At 68.1% G+C, this 16,321-nt stretch carries 15 protein-coding genes; 4 read left to right on the plus strand and 11 right to left on the minus strand.

The window, feature by feature from the left end:
• Positions 1–3 precede the first annotated feature (3 nt).
• The 4 genes from Q9G87_RS25610 to Q9G87_RS25625 are packed head-to-tail and all read right to left on the minus strand — an operon-like array spanning position 4 to position 4,005.
• The gene (locus Q9G87_RS25610) at positions 4–891 is read right to left on the minus strand and encodes a carbohydrate ABC transporter permease (protein ID WP_305919007.1); all 888 of its coding nucleotides are present in this window, start codon (positions 889–891) and stop codon (positions 4–6) included.
• Entirely contained in the window at positions 888–1,784 is an 897-nt protein-coding gene (locus Q9G87_RS25615; protein WP_305919008.1) for a carbohydrate ABC transporter permease, read from the minus strand. The genes Q9G87_RS25610 and Q9G87_RS25615 overlap by 4 nt, the downstream gene beginning before the upstream one ends.
• A gap of 13 nt (positions 1,785–1,797) precedes the next feature.
• Positions 1,798–3,096 (minus strand): ABC transporter substrate-binding protein, encoded by a 1,299-nt coding sequence (locus tag Q9G87_RS25620; RefSeq protein WP_305919009.1) that lies wholly within the window; start codon positions 3,094–3,096, stop codon positions 1,798–1,800.
• A 27-nt stretch (positions 3,097–3,123) separates the two neighbouring features.
• On the minus strand, positions 3,124–4,005 hold the full coding sequence (locus Q9G87_RS25625) for a nucleoside hydrolase (protein ID WP_305919010.1): 882 nt from the start codon (positions 4,003–4,005) through the stop codon (positions 3,124–3,126).
• A gap of 417 nt (positions 4,006–4,422) precedes the next feature.
• On the opposite strand from Q9G87_RS25625, the gene Q9G87_RS25630 reads away from it, so the two are divergent.
• The gene (locus Q9G87_RS25630; RefSeq protein ID WP_371825821.1) at positions 4,423–5,274 is read left to right on the plus strand and encodes a sugar-binding transcriptional regulator; all 852 of its coding nucleotides are present in this window, start codon (positions 4,423–4,425) and stop codon (positions 5,272–5,274) included.
• 534 nt (positions 5,275–5,808) lie between these two features.
• Entirely contained in the window at positions 5,809–6,177 is a 369-nt protein-coding gene (locus Q9G87_RS25635; protein WP_305919011.1) for a hypothetical protein, read from the plus strand.
• Positions 6,178–6,259: 82 nt separating this feature from the next.
• Here the strand turns inward: Q9G87_RS25635 and Q9G87_RS25640 are convergent, their stop codons facing one another.
• Both Q9G87_RS25640 and Q9G87_RS25645 read right to left on the minus strand, forming a co-directional pair.
• Positions 6,260–7,657, minus strand: coding sequence for an ATP-binding protein (locus tag Q9G87_RS25640; RefSeq protein WP_305919012.1), 1,398 nt, complete (start codon positions 7,655–7,657; stop codon positions 6,260–6,262).
• A gap of 38 nt (positions 7,658–7,695) precedes the next feature.
• Positions 7,696–8,304 carry a helix-turn-helix domain-containing protein gene (locus Q9G87_RS25645; RefSeq protein ID WP_305919013.1) on the minus strand — a complete coding sequence of 203 codons (609 nt, stop codon included), beginning with the start codon at positions 8,302–8,304 and terminating at the stop codon, positions 7,696–7,698.
• 235 nt (positions 8,305–8,539) lie between these two features.
• On the opposite strand from Q9G87_RS25645, the gene Q9G87_RS25650 reads away from it, so the two are divergent.
• Positions 8,540–10,039: an MFS transporter gene (locus Q9G87_RS25650; RefSeq protein ID WP_305919014.1), complete on the plus strand. Its 1,500-nt coding sequence runs from the start codon at positions 8,540–8,542 to the stop codon at positions 10,037–10,039.
• A 30-nt stretch (positions 10,040–10,069) separates the two neighbouring features.
• Positions 10,070–10,891 (plus strand): DUF1684 domain-containing protein, encoded by an 822-nt coding sequence (locus tag Q9G87_RS25655; protein WP_305919015.1) that lies wholly within the window; start codon positions 10,070–10,072, stop codon positions 10,889–10,891.
• Between the two features lie 191 nt (positions 10,892–11,082).
• Here Q9G87_RS25655 and Q9G87_RS25660 read toward each other — a convergent pair whose 3' ends face one another.
• The 5 genes from Q9G87_RS25660 to Q9G87_RS25680 are packed head-to-tail and all read right to left on the minus strand — an operon-like array spanning position 11,083 to position 16,313.
• Positions 11,083–12,297 (minus strand): ROK family transcriptional regulator, encoded by a 1,215-nt coding sequence (locus Q9G87_RS25660; RefSeq protein ID WP_305919016.1) that lies wholly within the window; start codon positions 12,295–12,297, stop codon positions 11,083–11,085.
• A complete protein-coding gene (locus Q9G87_RS25665; RefSeq protein ID WP_305919017.1) occupies positions 12,294–13,133 on the minus strand; it encodes a DUF6807 domain-containing protein in 840 nt (279 codons plus the stop codon). Before Q9G87_RS25665 ends, Q9G87_RS25660 begins: the two co-directional genes overlap by 4 nt.
• Positions 13,134–13,186: 53 nt before the next feature.
• Positions 13,187–14,539 (minus strand): Gfo/Idh/MocA family protein, encoded by a 1,353-nt coding sequence (locus Q9G87_RS25670; RefSeq protein WP_305919018.1) that lies wholly within the window; start codon positions 14,537–14,539, stop codon positions 13,187–13,189.
• A complete protein-coding gene (locus Q9G87_RS25675; RefSeq protein WP_305919019.1) occupies positions 14,540–15,403 on the minus strand; it encodes a carbohydrate ABC transporter permease in 864 nt (287 codons plus the stop codon). It abuts the gene before it with no gap.
• On the minus strand, positions 15,393–16,313 hold the full coding sequence (locus Q9G87_RS25680) for a carbohydrate ABC transporter permease (protein WP_371825822.1): 921 nt from the start codon (positions 16,311–16,313) through the stop codon (positions 15,393–15,395). The genes Q9G87_RS25675 and Q9G87_RS25680 overlap by 11 nt, the downstream gene beginning before the upstream one ends.
• Between the last annotated feature and the right edge of the window lie 8 nt (positions 16,314–16,321).

The raw sequence follows: 16,321 nt of genomic DNA on the forward strand, positions 1-16,321 counted from the left end.
TCTTCATCCCTTGGTGGCCCCGGCGGTCAGGCCGCCGACGATCCACCTCTGGAGCAGCGTGTACGCGATGAGGATCGGCACGACCGCGATCAGGATCCCCGCGGCCAAACCGGTGTTGTTGTTGGAGAACTGGCCCTGGAAGTTGAGCAAACCGACAGGCAGGGTCTTGTTCGCGTCGGAGCTCAGCAGGATCAAGGCGAACAGGAACTCGTTCCACGTAGCCACGGCGTCCAGGATCGCCACCGTGACCAGTGCAGGTGCGGACAGCGGCAGCACGATGCTCCAGAAGATCCGCCAGTCCCCGGCGCCGTCGACGCGCGCCGCCTCGACGATCTCGTTCGGCAGTTGCCGGAAGAACGACTGCAGGACAAGGACCTCGAACGGGATGCCAAAGGCCAGGTACGGACCGATCAGCCCGACGACGCTGTCGGTCGCGCCGGCGGTGCGCATCATGATGAACACCGGGACGATCGCGATGTAGATCGGGATCGTCAGCCCGAGGAAGACCGAGAACATCACCGTCCGGCGGAACTTCATCCGCAGCTTCGCCAGGGCGAATCCGAGCATCGCCGAGATCAGCACGCCGAGCGGCACCTTGAGGATCAGCAGCAGGGCGCTGTTCCCGTACGTCGTGGCGAAGTTGCCGATGTCCCAGGCGTCGGCAAAGTTCTCCCAGGTGAACGCCGACGGCCAGGACAGCGGGCCATTGCCGATGAAGTCCGAGAGCGGCCGGACCGCGGTGACGAGGAGCAACGCCAGCGGCGAGATCCAGAAGACCGCCACCACGGCCACCACGATCGTCAGGCCGAGGCCGCCCTTGCCCTTGGCGGGCTGCACCGGCTCGGCCGGGGCGACGGCCGTCGTCGTGGAGGCGGAAACAACCGACGTCATGTCGCGCGCTCCCTGGTCTGCGACAGCACGTACGGGATGCCGACCGCGATCGCCACGACGGTGATCACGACGGCGATGGCCGTGCCGTATCCGGCTTGGTAGTACTGGAAGACGTTGGCGTACATCCACGTCCCCATCACCTGGGTGGCCGTGCCCGGACCGCCGTAGGTCATGGCGTAGACCATGTCGAAGACCTTGAAGGAGTCGATGAGGGACAATGCCAGCACGATGTAGTGCGCGGAGCGCAGACTCGGCATGGTGACGTGCCAGAACTGGCGCCGGCGGCTCGCCCCGTCGACTCTCGCCGCCTCGTAGAGCTCCGAGGGGATTCCTTGCAGGGCGGCGAGGTAGAGCAACATCGGGAACCCGGTCCGCAGCCACACCGCCGGCACCATCACCGCCCACAGCGCGGTGGAGTCCTGCCCGAGCCATGGCTGGGCCAGTCCGTCCAGACCGATCAGGCCGAGGAACGCGTTGATGGCGCCGTACTGGGGGTTGTAGAGCCACCCCCAGATCGAGGCGATCGAGACGAGCGGCAACACGCCCGGCGCGTAGAAGATCAACCGCAGCACGGGTTTGCCGCGGACCTTGCCGTTCAGCACCATCGCCAACGCCAGGCCCATCGTCACTGGGAAGACGATCGTCACCAGCGACCAGATGAGATTGTTCTTCGCCGCGGTAAGCACCACCGGATCGCTGAACATCCGCGCGTAGTTGTCCAGCCCCACGACGTTGTACGCAGGGCTGAGGCCGTCCCAGTCGGTGAAGCTGAACCACAGGGACGACACGGCGGGATAGACGAGGAAGACGACATAGACCCCCAGCGCGGGAAGGGCGAACAGCCACGGCCGCCATCGCCCCCGCCGCGCTGGATACGTGCTCGCGATTGCCATCAGCCGCCCCGCGTCAGTTCCTGGCCCAGGCGGAGACGATCTCCTGCATCTTCTTGGCCGCCGCGGCCGGCGTCATCGCACCCTGGAGAAGATCGCTCTGCACGCTGAAGTACTGGTCCGACTCCTTCTTGGGGAAGGCCTGGTCCTGGATCGTGTAGAAGGGGCTCGCGTCGTACTTCTCGGCCCACTCCGCCGACAGCGGCATCTCCTTGGGGTCGGGCTCGGCGCCCTTGACCGTGGACGAGCCGATCTGCATGGCCTTCTGGCTCTCCGGCTTGAGGAGGAAGTCGAGCAGGGCCGCGACCTTGTCCTTGTTGCCCGACCTGGCGTTGATCATGTAGCCCTCGACGAAACCGGAGTGCCGGGCGGGGGACTGGTCGGTCGGCAGCTGGAAGTTCCCGAAGTCCTTGGGGTCCTTCTTGGCCGCGAGGATGGCCGTCGTCTCCGTCCACTGCCCTTCGATGTCGTAGGCGACCTTGCCCTGCACGTACCAGTTGCCGACGTCGGCAGGGTCGAGGCCCAGCGCGCCCTCGGGCAGCCACTTCTCGTCCTGCCACTTCTTGAACAGCGTGAACGCCTCGACGACCTCCGGCCGGGCCCAGCTCTCCTGCCCGGCCAGCAGCTTGTCGTGGAGGTCGGGGCCCGCGGTGTGCTCCAGCAGGTATTCGAACAAGCGCATGATGTGCCAGCCGTACTTGCCGCCCAGCCCGCACGGCGTGATGCCGGCGGCGACGAGCTTCTCGTTCATCTCCTCGAGCTCGGCGTATGTCTTGGGCACGTCGTCGACGCCTGCCTTGGCCAGCAGCTCCTTGTTGTACCAGGCGCCCAGGGCACGCGCCGTGAACGGGACACCCGCCTTGACGCCGCCGAAGGTCATGCCCGCGATGGCCGCGGTGTTGATGGAAGAGTCCCAACCGTACTTCTGGTAGTACGGCGCGAGGTCGGCCGCCTGCTTCGCCTTCGCGAACGGCGCGCCGAGCTGCCCGCCCCAGATCCGCCAGATGTCGGGACCGCTGCCGCCCAGCAGCTCTGTCCGCAGCTTGTCGGGATACTGGGCGGCGCCCGAGCCGGGAAGGCTGTCGACCGTGGTGGTCGTGCCGTTTTGCTCGTCGAACTTCTTCACCTGGGCCTTCAGCGTGCCGATGGTCGAGTCGTCCTCGTAGGTGAACAGGCGGAGCTTGTTCGACGCCGGTGCCGTTCCGCCGCCGCCGCCGCTGAGTGAGGCACCGGTACAGGCGGTGACACCGAGCCCGGTCACCGCCACGGACGAGAGGGCGAGGAATCCCCGACGGGTGTACGACCTGCCAGTCATGTCGATCTCCTAACGATGGGCGGGGCGTCAGCCGTGCTCGCGGCCGAAGGCCCGGATCTTGGCGAACATGTCCTCCAGCAGGAACCGCACGTCGACCTCCTCGCAGACCCGGATCGGGTGGTTCGAACCCGGCAGGTAGGAGCCGTCCGCGCCGAAACGGGGAGCGGGTCTCACCCGCAGGTTTCCACTCTTCGGGAAGAGCATCAGCGCGATGGCCGGCGAATCGCCCAATGAACGGGACTCGATCGGCTCAGGGTGGTAGGCCGCGTTCCACTCGCGGAGCTGCTTGATCAGGTAGCGGCCCAGCGGACCGGCGTCGCCGATCTTCTCATCCAGCTCGGCATAGCCCACCGAGACCTTGGTGTAGACGTCCCTGGGCACCTGCCACACGGCGATGCCAGAGTCGAACACCACGTTGGCGGCGTGGACGTCGTTGGACAGATTGAACTCGATCCCCGGGCCTTCGTCGTACCCGCAGTACCCGGAGCCCCCGATCCAGATCACGACCACCGGTCGCCGGACCAGTTCGGGGTCCAGCAGGATCGCCGAGGCCATGTCGGTCAGCGGCCCGAGAAAGGCCACGTGGAGCGGGTCATCCTGGCTCGCGAGCCTCGACTCCTCGATGATCAGCCGTGCGCCGGGCGAGTCCACCGCGGTGTGCTCGTCCGGCAACGCCGTTGCAGCGCCGTTCGCGACGGTGACGGAATCCGCCAAGCCGAGCAGGTCCAGCAGGAGGTCGATCTCCTCACGGGACTCCTCCATGCTCCGCTGCGTACGCCGGGTGCCGAAGTGGGCCGGGATCAGCGCGCGGATGTCAAGAGCCGGTGACAACAACCCGTGGACGATGGCGAACTGGTCATCGGCCTCGTTCTTGGCGTCGGTGTTGATGATCACTCTGCGTTTGCGCATCACAGACTCCAGTGCATAATTATGCGATAGTGCATAATATTCCGTGCCCGTAGGTTGGCCGATCTGCGGATGGCTGTCAATAACCTTCTGCGGCGTTCGATGGTGAGGAGTGCTTCTCGTGGGCGAAACAAGCGGCCGTGGTGCGCTCGTGCGCAGAACGGTGTATGGGCACTGCTCCAGGTGGCGACGGCCCTGGTCCATCTGCGCGAGGAGGGACCTCCTGGATGGAAAATGTTGGACGATGAGATTCAGCGACGGTGAAGGGGACGGCTCCTGATGGCTGTGCACGCGAGCGGCGCCGGCCGGTCTGTCCCCGACGGGCGGGTGCGGCTGATCACCAAGGTCGCGCACATGTACCACGAACAGGGCATCCGCCAAGCGGACATCGCCGACGCTCTGCACATCTCCCAGACGAAGGTGTCCCGGCTGCTCAAGCGTGCGGGCGAGATCGGCATCGTGCGAACGGTCGTCGTCGTCTCCCAGGGCGTGCACCTGACGCTCGAGCAAGCACTGGAGGGCCGATACGGACTGCGGGAGGCGGTCGTCGTCGATGTCGAGGGTGACGAGTCGGAGATCATCGCCAGTATCGGCTCGGCCGGAGCAGCCTACCTCGAATCGACCTTGGCCGGCGGAGAGCGGATCGGCATCTCGCCGTGGAGCCAAACGCTCCTGTCGGTCGCTGACCGGCTGCACCCGCTGCGCGTGGCAGGCGCAGACCGCGTCGTTCAGCTCGTCGGCGGCGTCGGCGAAGGTGCCGTCCAGGCCAAGGCCAACCGCCTGCTGAATCATCTCGCCGAGCTGATCGGCGCCGAACCGCTCTACGTCCAGGCTCCCGGCTTGGTCGGCACAGCCGAGATCCGCCAGAGCCTGGTCAACGACGTGGCCATGCAATCCGTGATCGAAGAGTGGCAGAGCCTCACGATCGCACTGGTCGGTATCGGCAGCGTGGAGCCCTCACCGTTGCTGCGCGACAGCGGCAACGCGATCGCCCCCGCCGACCAGGACCAACTGATCGCGGCCCATGCGGTCGGCGACGTCTGCCAGCGGTTCTTCGACTCGACCGGCGAGCTGATCCACAGCGACCTGAACAGCCGCGTCGTCGGGATCGACCCGGAGATCTTCCGGACGATTCCGCGCCGGATCGGCATGGCAGGTGGCGTACGCAAGCGCGCGGCCATCCGCGCGGCGATCAGCGGCGGCTGGGTCAATGTCCTCATCACCGACGTCGTAACGGCCCGCGCGCTGCTCGATGAGCCATCCCAGGGATGACCGGCAAGGAGTGATCAACACACGGTCAGCTTGAACGTTCGCTGCCCGTGGCTCCATGCGGACCGCACCACGCTGCTGGCGCGCGCTCACGATCTCGTCACTCATGTGAGGCTCGGTGTTCAGCACGCGTGAGACGGCCTTAGCGACACTCCGGCCAGGCAGGCGACGTCGGGCCCAGCGTTGGCTGATAGCGGCACGGCCGGGCCAATTGACTCATAGCGCCGGAGCTTCATCGTCTCCTTCCAAGCAGCCGCGGGAGAACGCACGCGGCGGACGCCGAGGCTTCCAGGGCCGGCGACGCGCTCGTGAAGGGCGAGCGCTGACACCAGGCGATGACCAGCGGTTCCGGCCGCTGACCAGGGCGAGCATCGTACGAACGGGCGGGTCTCCAGTCTCACGGAGTCCCGCCCGTTCTCGTTGGCGCTCACTAGTAACGATCGAAGATGGCCGTTACTGACCTGCGATCATGCTGTGAACAGGCAGACCAGGCTTTCGGCGAGAAAGGCTCACGGAACTGCTGTCAGGCTGAGGGACATGACCATCAACAAGGTCCTGGATAACGCAGTGCTCGCCGTTCAGTGCGACATGGACGCGACCGGCCTCGCCGGACGACTCGGCTTCGCTACCCCGGAGTGGGACGACCTCGGCTACTTGCGCGTCGAGTACAAGGGGCAATATTCCAGCCTCGGGCTGCGCGGTGACGAGGAGCATGAGCCGGTTGCCACCCTCGTGCTGATCGCTGATCTGGCCCAGGAAGTGATCGCTGAGCAGGATGGGAAGATCTGGCCGACCTGTCCAGCACACTCTCTCGGGCTGCATCCGAAGCAGGTGGGTGGGGCAGCGCTTTGGACATGCAAGGGTGGAGGCGGGCACGTCGCGGCTGCGATCGGAGAACTGGAGTGACGGGGCCTGACACCCGAACCATCGACGTTCACTCAGCCCCTTCGCCTCACGTGCCGGGCGTCCCGAGCGTGACGCGTCTACTTCAGGGGGCGAAGATGTCCGTAGCGGTGATGCCGAGGACGTCGTCGTCCAGGTTGATCAGCGTCTCTCTCGCGCAGACGGCGTACCGCAGCTCGTCTGGGTCCGCGAGGTCAGCGACCTTGCGTTCCAGTCCCCGGCGGATGCGCGCCGCATCCACCTGCCGCGCCCATTTCGACTCTCCAGCCAGGATGGGCTTTCTCGTCCTGCCCTGCTTGGCCAGGACGACGGCGTCGAGCTGATCTTGGCCGTCGTGCCGCCACCAGGGTCCGACCGCGACGACCGCGGGGCCGAGCCGGCCTTCGACCGCCAATCGTCGCAGGTGGTCGCGGAACGCCCCCTCGTAGATGGCCCCCATGTGGTCATCGAGGTCGTTCAGCAGGGCGTCGACGATCGTCGCCCCGAGGCCGCGCTCGATCTCGGCTCGATAGTGCGACAGGATCCCCAGGTAGAACGCCAGGAAATTGTCGGCGATCCGGTAGATGCGCCGCTTGCTGCGCGCCGGGTCCTCGGTGACCGGGATCAGGCGTTCCACGAGTCGCATCGTGATCAGACGCTCTAGAGTGCGGCTCGCCTCCGCCCGGATGGCGTCTTCGATCTCATGGTGCTTCGTCCGTCCTGCGGCCAGGGCGTAGAGGATGGCGGCCGGCTTGTCGCCGGATTCGATCTCGGTTCCCAGGACCCGCTCCCCCTCTGTGAGCAGGAGCGCGCCCGGGCGGCAGGCCAGTGTCCGCAGGTTCTCCCGCACCGAGAGATCCTGCTGCCACCACTGCAGGTAGAGCGGCATCCCGCCGGTGATCCCGTACACCAGCGCACGATCCGCCGGAGGCAGGCCAGGAAGCATCGCGGCCGCCTCGGCCGGGCGGAACGGATGCAGCAGAATGCTCTCGTCGAACCGGCCGTACAGCGGCTTGCGGTAGTCCTGCATGGCCGCCATCACCCGGACCGAGGATCCGCAGATCAAGATCCGCAGGCGGGTGTGCCCCTGCGACCGGTCCAGAAACGCCCGCAGAATCGTCGGCAACGCGGGCGAGGCGGCGATGAGCTCGGGAAACTCGTCCAGAACGAGGAGCAGCGGCTCGTCCCGGGCCAGCTCCGCAAGGCCGTCGAGCAGATCTTCCCAACGCTCGTACGGCCGCTCCCGCAGATCACGAAGCGACTCCGCCGCCACCGGCGCCATCCGGCTCGACAACTCCCGGAGCTCGTCCACCACGGGCCGCCGCGCCGCGGTGTGAAAGACCATCCGCTTACCTTCGGCGAACTTCTCGATCAACGCGGTCTTTCCAACGCGCCGCCGTCCCCACACCATGGCCGGACGCGGCGCGGAGCCCGCCCACCACGCTTCGAGCGCCGCCAACTCCTCAGCCCTGCCAACGAAAACCCCACGCGGCAAAACTGTCATGAGATGTAACTAACGTCCTTGGTAAGTTACAAGGGATGTTAGTTGCGTGGGGCCTTGTGATTCGAGTTCTGGCGGGGCCGGGCACGTACGTGAGCGCGTTCCCCCTGGGGCCCGAACAGGATGAGCAGCTCGACCGGCGTGGCCCCGGCGTTCCCCATCCAGTGCGGGACATGCGTGTCGAACTCGGCCACCTCACCAGGCGCCAGGATGAGCTCCTGGTCACCGAGCACGAGCCGTAGCCGGCCGCTGAGCACGTAGACCCACTCATAGCCTTCATGACGCTGCGGATCGGGCTCCGCAGGGCCCATCGCCCCGGGAATGATCAGCTTGTACGCCTGCGTGCCGCCCGCCTTGTGGGTCAGCCGGATGTAGATCATGCCGTCGCGCTGGATCGGCCGCAGGTGGACGCGTGGGTCGCCGGTCTGCGGTGCCCCGATGAGCTCCTCCAGTGGCATGCCGTAGGCCCTGGCCAGCGGGAGGAGGAGTTCGAGGTTCGGCCGCCGCCCACCGCTCTCCAAGCGCGACAGGGTGCTCTCCGAAATGCCGGTTTCCGCGGCCAGGTCGGCCAGGGTCAGGCCGCGATGGTGGCGCATCCGCCGAAGCCTCGGACCCAGGGCCGTCAGCGCGGCGTCGAGATCGTCGTCCACAGTGGCCATCCTTGCTGGTTCGGCAACGAGGAAACGCAAGCGCCGGACGCGGCTCCACGTCCAGCCATGGCGTCAAGCGTCCACACATGCGCTCGCATTCCCCCGGGGCACCTCTTGCCGGCCCGGCAATTTTTTGTGCGTCCGCCTCCGGGGGCGACGCAGACTCGCAGCCGTGCGACGCCTGCCAGGCGCCGAACACCGTCAGCACTGGCCACCGTCAGAAAGGACGCTTACGGTGAGCACCCAATCCCTCCAGAGCGCCGGCCATGATCCGGGCGACGACCGCGTCATCCCGCCGGATCAACGGCCGGCGGAGAGCGGCGACCACCCACCCTCCGCACAGCGGCTGCGCTACCCGGCGGTCATCGTGTTGTGCCTCACCCAGCTCATCCTGGTGATCGACAACAGCGTGGTGAACGTCGCGCTGCCCCAGATCCGGCACGCGCTGGGCTTCTCGGCGACCGGACTGTCCTGGGTGGTCACCTCCTACGCCCTGGTCTTCGGCGGTCTGGTCCTGCTCAGCGGCAAGGTGGGATCGATCATCGGCCCGCGCCGCGCGTTGCTGATCGGCGTGTCGATCTTCACCGTCGCCTCGGCGCTGGGCGGTGCGGCCACGACGCCGGCGATGCTCATCGCCGCCCGCGTCCTGCAAGGTGTGGGAGCGGCGCTGGCCGCGCCGGGCACGCTCGTGCTGCTGATGTCGATCACCAGGCCCGGTCCGCAGCGCGCCCGGGCGATGAGCGTGTTCGTGCTGTCCATCGGCATCGGCGCCGGGCTCGGTCTGGTGCTCGGCGGGCTGCTGACCACGTCCCTGGGCTGGGAATGGGTGATGTTCGTCAACATCCCCATCGGCCTGGTCGTCCTGGTCGGGGTACGCCTGCTGGTGCCGGAGGCGCCCCGCGCGCCGGCCCGCCTCGACGTCGGCGGGGCCGTCGCATCCACGATCGGCATGACCGCCCTGGTCTACGGTCTCATCAACGCCGAGTCCCAGGGCTGGGCCAGCCTGCCGGTCCTCGTCTCGTTCGCGCTGGCGATCGCCGGGCTGCTCGCCCTGGTCCTCATCGAACGGCGCCACGCCGCCCCGGTCGTGCCTCTGGGGTTCTTCACGAGGATGCGCAGCGCGGCCCCGCTGCTGGCCATGATGCTGATCCCGGCGGGCCAGGCCGGTTTCCTCTACTTCGCCGCGTTGTTCACCCAGAACGCCCTAGGCTTCACCCCACTCCAGACGGGGTTGTCCGTTCTGCCTTTCAGCGCCGCGCTGCTCGTCACGAACCTGTTGACCGGCCGTCTGGTGCCGCGGTACGGAGAGCGGATCGTCGGCTCCCTCGGGATGTCCGCCCTGCTCGCGGGGTTGGTGTGGATGTCGCGGATCGACGCCGCCGACACCTTCGCCAGCGGCCTGCTCGGGCCGTTCGTCCTGCTCGGCCTCGGTGCGGGGCTGACCGTCGCGCCGCTCACCGCCGTCATCATGCACCAGGCGCCGCCCGCCCATCTCGGCGCCGCCTCCAGTCTCAATCAAGCCATGCAGCAGCTCGGCGGCGCGCTCGGCCTGGCCGTGATGACCACCGTCTACGGTGCCGCCGCAGCCGGAGCCGGTGAAGCGGGGGCGATCGCCGCAGCCGGAGCCGGTGAAGCGGGGGCGATCGCCACCGCCCTCACCGCCGGGGTGGTCTTCCCCCTGCTCGCCCTGATCCTCTTCGCCACGTGGGCCCGCCCCACCACGACCACGCACTGACCGGCAAATACAGGAATACGGAGAACCACGATGAGCGACGCCCACGTTCCCACCAGCCCGATCATCGGCAACGACACCAGCCCGCAGGAGTTCGCGCGCGCCTGGCGGGAGTGGAGGGCCGGCTGGGAGCAATGGCTCACCCAGCCCCTGGGCTGGCTGGCCGCCACCTCCCATGCATGGCTCGACGACACGCCCCGGAGCTATCCCGGGCTGCCCGGCCTATGGTGGCAGCACGGGGACGCCATCCACATCGACCCCCAGGGAACCCCGATGACGTTCGGCGAGGAAACCTTCACCGCCGAACGCCGGTTCACCCTCGCCGGCGCCCCCGACGACCTCCGGGTCACCGTGGGCGAACGGGAGGTGGGCATCACCTACCGGGGCACGTATCTGATCGTGACCTACGACCCGAACTCACCAGCACGACGGGACTTCGACGGCGTGCCCGTCTACGAGCCCAGCCCGCGATGGGTGTTGCCGGGCCGCCTCGAACGCTACGATTCGCCCGCCTCCGTGACGCTCGACTCCGTCGAGCGGAACGCCCACACCCACGAAACGCCCGGCCTGGTGCACTTCGAGTACGCGGGCACCGAGCACACCCTCCAGGTGCTCAGCTCACACGGAATGCTGCTCACCGTCTTCACCGACGCCACCAGCGGCGTCGCCACCTACGGGGCCGGCCGCTCCCTGGACATCTCCAGCCCGGACAGCGAGGGCAATGTGATGCTCGACTTCAACCGCACCGTCAACCTGCCTTGCGCGTTCAGCGAGCACTTCCCCATCTGCCCGCTGCCGCCATCGACCAACCGGCTCCCCTTCGCGATCGAGGCCGGAGAGAAGACACCCCACTGAGCGAACTCAGCGCGTGAGTGAACGGCACGCGCATGACCTTTTAACGCCGCCTGGCGCATCCGGTCCGCTGGCGACAAGAGCTCGGCGGGCCAGGCGCAGCGTGACGACGCCGGAGGGGTGGATGCGCGCCCCGGGTGTCGGCGTCGCGGCCGGCGGTGGGCAGGGCGTGGTAGGCGGCTTCTGCTGGAGGTTCAGGCGTGGCGGGCGAGCCAGACGGTGGGCTGCCGGCGGATCTGGTCGATGGAGGTGAGCGCCGCGCCGATCACGGCGGCGTCCGGGCCGAGCAGGGCGGGGCGGACGGTGACGGGAGCCCAGGCGGCGGTGAGGACGCGCCGGTCGATCTCGGCCTTGGCGGTGGCGGTGAGCCAGGACGACATCAGCGAGAAGCTGCCGCCCAGCAGCACGGTGTCGATGTCGAGGATGTTCAGTGCGCTCGACAGGGCGATGCCGAGCGCGGTGCCGGCCCGCTCCAGGGCGGCGAGCGTGGAGGGGGAGCCTGCCTCGGCGCGCTCGGTGACAGCGTTGTCGGGATTGACGGATTCCGGAACGGGGTCGTCGCCGACGATGGCGGCGGTGCTGGCGTAGGCCTGCAGGCAGCCGCGAGCCCCGCACGGGCAGGCAGCGCCGTCGGGGTGGACGGTGACGTGGCCGAACTCGCCGCTCCAGCCGCGGGCGCCGCGCATGAGGTGGCCGCCAAGCACGATCCCGGCGCCGATGCCGAGGCCGCCGGAGACGTAGACGAAGCTGTCGAGGGTGTTGTCGCCGGCGTACAGCTCGCCGAGGGCGGCCAGGTTGGCCTCGTTTTCGACGGCGGTGGTCAGGCCCATGTCGCCGAGGAACGTTCCGGCGGGTACGTCGCGCCAGCCGAGCGCAGGGGCTGAGCGAACGATGCCGCCGTCGACCGGTCCGGGCACGGCCAAGGTGGTCGTGACCACGGTCAGGTCCTTGGCGGTGACGGCGTCGATGGCCTCGCGGGCCATGCGCGCCAGCTCGGTCAGGACGGCGGCGGCGTCCCGGTCGGCGTAGCGGGCCGGGACGAAGGTCAGGTGGCGCACGGTGCCGGTCAGGTCCACGACGCACGCGGCCAGGCCGTCGGCGCGGATGTCCAGGCCGAGCCCGGCGGGACCGCGGTCCGACAGCGTGAGGCCGACGCGCGGGCGGCCCGCCCGGCCGCTGTGGGTGACGCCTTTCTCGGTGATGAGCTGTCCGGCCAGCAGTTCCTCGGCGATGCGGGTGATGGTGGGCCGGGTCAGCCCGGTGGCGGTGGCGAGCTCCGTGCGGGAGATGGGACCACCCGCGGTGAGGATGCGCTGGAAGACCACCTCGAGGTTGAGGTCGCGCAGGTTCTCCTGCCGGACGGCGCCCTCGGGCGAGCGCGGCGCGCTGGGCCGGAAGGCGGCGGTCATGTCGCCAGCCGGGCCGCGTCTTCGGCCGTGAGGCGGCCGTCGGCCACCAGGACGACCACGGTGCGGGAGATCGTCTCGTCCGGCTCCAGCACCAGCGGCTCCGCCCAGGCCACGCAGGAGCCGACGCCGAGGTAGTCGCGGGCCCGGACGAACCAGGGGTCCTGGGCGGTGTCCTCGTCGCCGGGCCGGAAGACCAGGGTCCACTCCGGGGCGGCGACGGCGACCCAGGTGGCGCTCCGGCCGTGCACGGGCTCCACGCCTTCGCCCGCGGCGCTGAACACGGCGGCGCCGGTGACGTTCGGCCCGCGCCAGAAGAAGCCGCCGTAGCCCGCGCCGACCCGCCCCTTGGCCGCCGGACTCCGCATCACCAGGGCCCGCTCGGCGCCGTTGGTCAGCTGGGTCCGTACGGCCAGCGACCAGACGGTCCCGTCGACCGGCGTGCAGGTGATCGTCCGCCGCTCGTGCAGCAGCAGCCCGTCGTCGGGCCCCAGCCAGCGCAGGGCGTGCGAGAGCGAGGTCTCGCTGCGGCTCAGCCAGCGTTCGTGCCGCTGGCTGCCGTGATTGTCGAGCCAGGCCGGCCCGTGACCGGTCACGAAGGTGCGCCCGCCCCAGAAGTTGACCCCGTCGAGGTCGGGGAAGGTCACGCCGATCCCGAACTGGTGCGGGTGGGAGTCGGGCATGGCGTCGGTCACGGTACGGCCGGCCAGGGTGCGCACGGGATGCAGGAAGGGGCGCGGTGAACTGGAAGCGGGCGCCTTCGGCTGCCAGACATAGGAGGCCACCTCTCGTCCATCCAGCCGCAGCACTTCCGTGGCCATCTCGCCGCCCTCTCGCATTCGGGGATTATGAGCGTAGTCCCCGGGCGGTGCCGCCACGAGCAGGGCGGGGGTCATGGCAATGGCAATCCCAGCTCATCCAGATGAACGGCCTTGCCGGTGCGCAGCGACTCGTTGCCCGCCACGCCGACCAGCACACTCGCGGCGCCGTCGGCGAACCCGGCGTGCCTGCTCAGCCGGTCTCCGGAGGGACCGCGGAAGACGTCGTGCAGGAGCATGGCGTCGCCGCCGCCGTGGCCGCCCGCGCCTTCGGGGATGGGCACCTCGACCGCAGGCTCCCAGTGGCGCTGCAGCAGCAGACGCGAGCCACGTTGCCGGTGTCCCGCGTCAGCGACGGCACTTTCGCTCTCCGACAGAGCACTCGGGTCCAGGACTTCGGCCGGGGCGACGGCCGGCTTCGAGGCGGCGGTGGCCGCGCCGATCGTCGAGGAGGCGCCCGCGGGTGAGACGTGGGGCCGTTCGACCACGTCGAGTTCGATGCGCCCCGCCGTACCGTTGATCGCGACGCGGTAGCCCTCCCACGGGCAGTGCGCGTGCAGGGTGTAGGACATCGACGCGCCGCCCCGATAGCCGACCACCACGTTGAGGTTGTCCTCGATGGTGATGCCGTCGGAGAACACGTCGCGGTCGCGGATGTAGCCGTCCAGGTGCTCGCCATCCCGGTAGAGCTCGCGGAGCTTCTCGTCCGAGGCCAGGTCCAGGGAGAACGGGTCGCCGTCGATGAGGCCGCGCGCGGGCCGGGTGCCCAGGCCGCGGCGGCGGGCGTTGCCGGGGCCGTAGAAGCGTAGCCCGCCGCGGGCGAAGACCACCTCGGGACGGTCGCCCAGCCACCAGTTGACCAGGTCGAAGTGGTGGGTGGCCTTGTGCACCAGCAGCCCGCCGGAGGCGGCCTTGTCGCGGTGCCAGCGGCGGAAGTAGTCGGCGCCGTGCACGGTGTCCAGGCACCACTCGAAGGTGACGGAGGTGACCTCGCCGATTTCTCCGTCGGCGATGAGCTGCCGCATGAGCGCGTTGCGCGGGGAGTAGCGGTAGTTGAAGGTGACCGTCAGCTCCGACGTACCGGCCTGGAGCGCGTCGTGGATCTGCCGCACCCCGGCCAGGTCGATGGTCATGGGCTTCTCCACCACCACGTCGACCCCCGCCAGCAGCGCACGGCTCACGTAGCCGGCGTGCGTGTCGTCGCGGGAGGTGACGAAGACGACGTCGCTCTGTTCGAGCATCTCGTCGTAGGCGTCGGGGAGGTAGTGCGGCAGGGGGGCGCCGACGATCCGGTCGTAGTAGGCCATACGCACCTCGTTGGTGTCGCAGAAGGCCACCGGACGGCCGAGGTCGGCGTAGGGGCCGAGCAGGGCGGCCAGGTACATCTGGGCGCGCGAGCCGGTCCCGACGAAGGAATAGCGTTGCATCTACTTCAATCCCGTGGTGGCGATGCCCTTGACCAGGTACTTCTGGCCGGCGATGAAGAACCCGATGACCGGGGCGAGGGAGACGAACGACATGGCGAACATCTGCCCCCACTGGGACTGGCCCTCGGAGTCGATGAACTGGCGCACCGCCAGCGGCACGGTGTAGAGCTCCTGCTCGGTCAGGTAGAGCAGGGGAGAGAAGAACTCGTTCCAGGTCGAGATGAAGGTGAAGATCGCCGTGGTGGCGAAGGCGGGCTTGCACAGCGGCAGGATCACGCTCCAGAAGATCCGGAACGTGCCCGCGCCGTCGATGCGGGCCGCCTCGTCCAGCTCCTTGGGCAGGGAGCGGATGAACTGCACCATCAGGAAGATGTAGAACGCGCTGGTGGCCAGGAAGTTCGGCACGATCAGCGGGAAGTAGGTGTTGAGCCAGCCCAGCTTGGCGAAGACGATGTACTGCGGGACCAGCAGCACGTGACCGGGGAGCATCATCGTGCCGAGCGTCAGCGCGAAGAACAGCTTGCGGCCACGGAAGTTGAGCCGGGCGAAGGCGTAGGCGGCCAGCGAGCATGACAGCAGGTTGCCCAGGATGCTCAGCACGGCGATGACGACCGAGTTGACCAGATAGAGGTCGAAGGGGAACTGCAGGGCCGTCCAGCCCACGGTGTAGTTGGAGAGGTCCCACTCGGCGGGCCAGAGCGAGAGGTCCTTGAAGACGATCCCGGCCGGCTTGAGCGAGCTGGACACCAGCCACAGCAACGGGTAGAGCATGACGATGCTGACCAGGCAGAGCAGCAGGTGTTTGGTAAAGCGCTTGCGGCGGGTGTTGCCGATGCGCTCGAGGTAGCTCTCGTCAGTTGTCATAGTGCACCCACCGCTTGGCCAGGAGGAAGTTGAGGCCGGTGAACGCCGCGATGATGATCAGCAGCATCCAGGCCATCGCCGAGGCGTAGCCCATGTGAAACTGCTCGAACCCCTGCTTGTACAGGTAGAGGTTGTAGAACATCGTGGAGTTGGCCGGCCCGCCCTTGCCTCCGCTGAAGATGAACCCCTGTGTGAAGGTCTGGAACGATGAGATCAGCGACTGGATCAGGTTGAAGAAGATGATCGGGCTGAGCAGCGGCAGCGTGATCTTGCGGAACTGCTGCCACTTGTTCGCCCCGTCGATCGCGGCGGCTTCGTAATACATCGACGGGATCTGTTTCAGGCCGGCCAGGAAGATCACCATGGGCGAGCCGAACGTCCAGATGTGCAGGATGATCAGCGTGGTGAGGGCGTAGTCCGGGTCGGACGTCCAGCTGATCTTCTCGATGCCGAAGAAGCCGAGGAAGGCGTTGACGATGCCGTTGAGGCCGAAGATGTAGCGCCACAGCAGCACCAGCGCCACGCTGCCGCCCAGCAGCGAGGGCAGGTAGAAGATCGCCCGGTAGACCGGCAGGCCACGCACGCCCCGGTTGAGGAGCATGGCGACGCCCAGCGCGGCGGCCAGCGACAGCGGCACTGAGACGAAGGTGTAGACGAACGTGACCTTGACCGACTGCCACCACGTGTCATCGGAGAACATCTCGGCGAAGTTCTCCAGGCCGATCCAGTTCGGCACGTTCAGCAGGTTGTAGTCGGTGAAAGCCAGGTAGAGCGAGGCGAAGAACGGGATGATCGTGAAGGCCATCCCGATGAACCAGGGCAGGATGAACAGGTAGCCCGACCGGTCCTGAGGGGGTTTCGCCGCCTTGCGTGGCGAAACCGGCGCCTCGGGCACGGCCGGGTCCTTCACAGACGTGA

The sequence above is a fragment of the Nonomuraea turcica genome (assembly GCF_030718205.1).
Taxonomy (GTDB): Bacteria; Actinomycetota; Actinomycetes; order Streptosporangiales; family Streptosporangiaceae; genus Nonomuraea.

Excerpts from the sequence above, each read along its gene's own strand:
- Q9G87_RS25625 (WP_305919010.1), bottom strand. The coding sequence starts at position 4,005 with ATGCGCAAACGCAGAGTGATCATCAACACCGACGCCAAGAACGAGGCC.
- Q9G87_RS25610 (WP_305919007.1), bottom strand. The coding sequence starts at position 891 with ATGACGTCGGTTGTTTCCGCCTCCACGACGACGGCCGTCGCCCCGGCC.
- Q9G87_RS25660 (WP_305919016.1), bottom strand. The coding sequence starts at position 12,297 with ATGACCGCCGCCTTCCGGCCCAGCGCGCCGCGCTCGCCCGAGGGCGCC.
- Q9G87_RS25620 (WP_305919009.1), bottom strand. The coding sequence starts at position 3,096 with ATGACTGGCAGGTCGTACACCCGTCGGGGATTCCTCGCCCTCTCGTCC.
- Q9G87_RS25670 (WP_305919018.1), bottom strand. The coding sequence starts at position 14,539 with ATGCAACGCTATTCCTTCGTCGGGACCGGCTCGCGCGCCCAGATGTAC.
- Q9G87_RS25665 (WP_305919017.1), bottom strand. The coding sequence starts at position 13,133 with ATGCGAGAGGGCGGCGAGATGGCCACGGAAGTGCTGCGGCTGGATGGA.
- Q9G87_RS25655 (WP_305919015.1), top strand. The coding sequence starts at position 10,070 with ATGAGCGACGCCCACGTTCCCACCAGCCCGATCATCGGCAACGACACC.
- Q9G87_RS25675 (WP_305919019.1), bottom strand. The coding sequence starts at position 15,403 with ATGACAACTGACGAGAGCTACCTCGAGCGCATCGGCAACACCCGCCGC.
- Q9G87_RS25615 (WP_305919008.1), bottom strand. The coding sequence starts at position 1,784 with ATGGCAATCGCGAGCACGTATCCAGCGCGGCGGGGGCGATGGCGGCCG.
- Q9G87_RS25640 (WP_305919012.1), bottom strand. The coding sequence starts at position 7,657 with ATGACAGTTTTGCCGCGTGGGGTTTTCGTTGGCAGGGCTGAGGAGTTG.
- Q9G87_RS25635 (WP_305919011.1), top strand. The coding sequence starts at position 5,809 with ATGACCATCAACAAGGTCCTGGATAACGCAGTGCTCGCCGTTCAGTGC.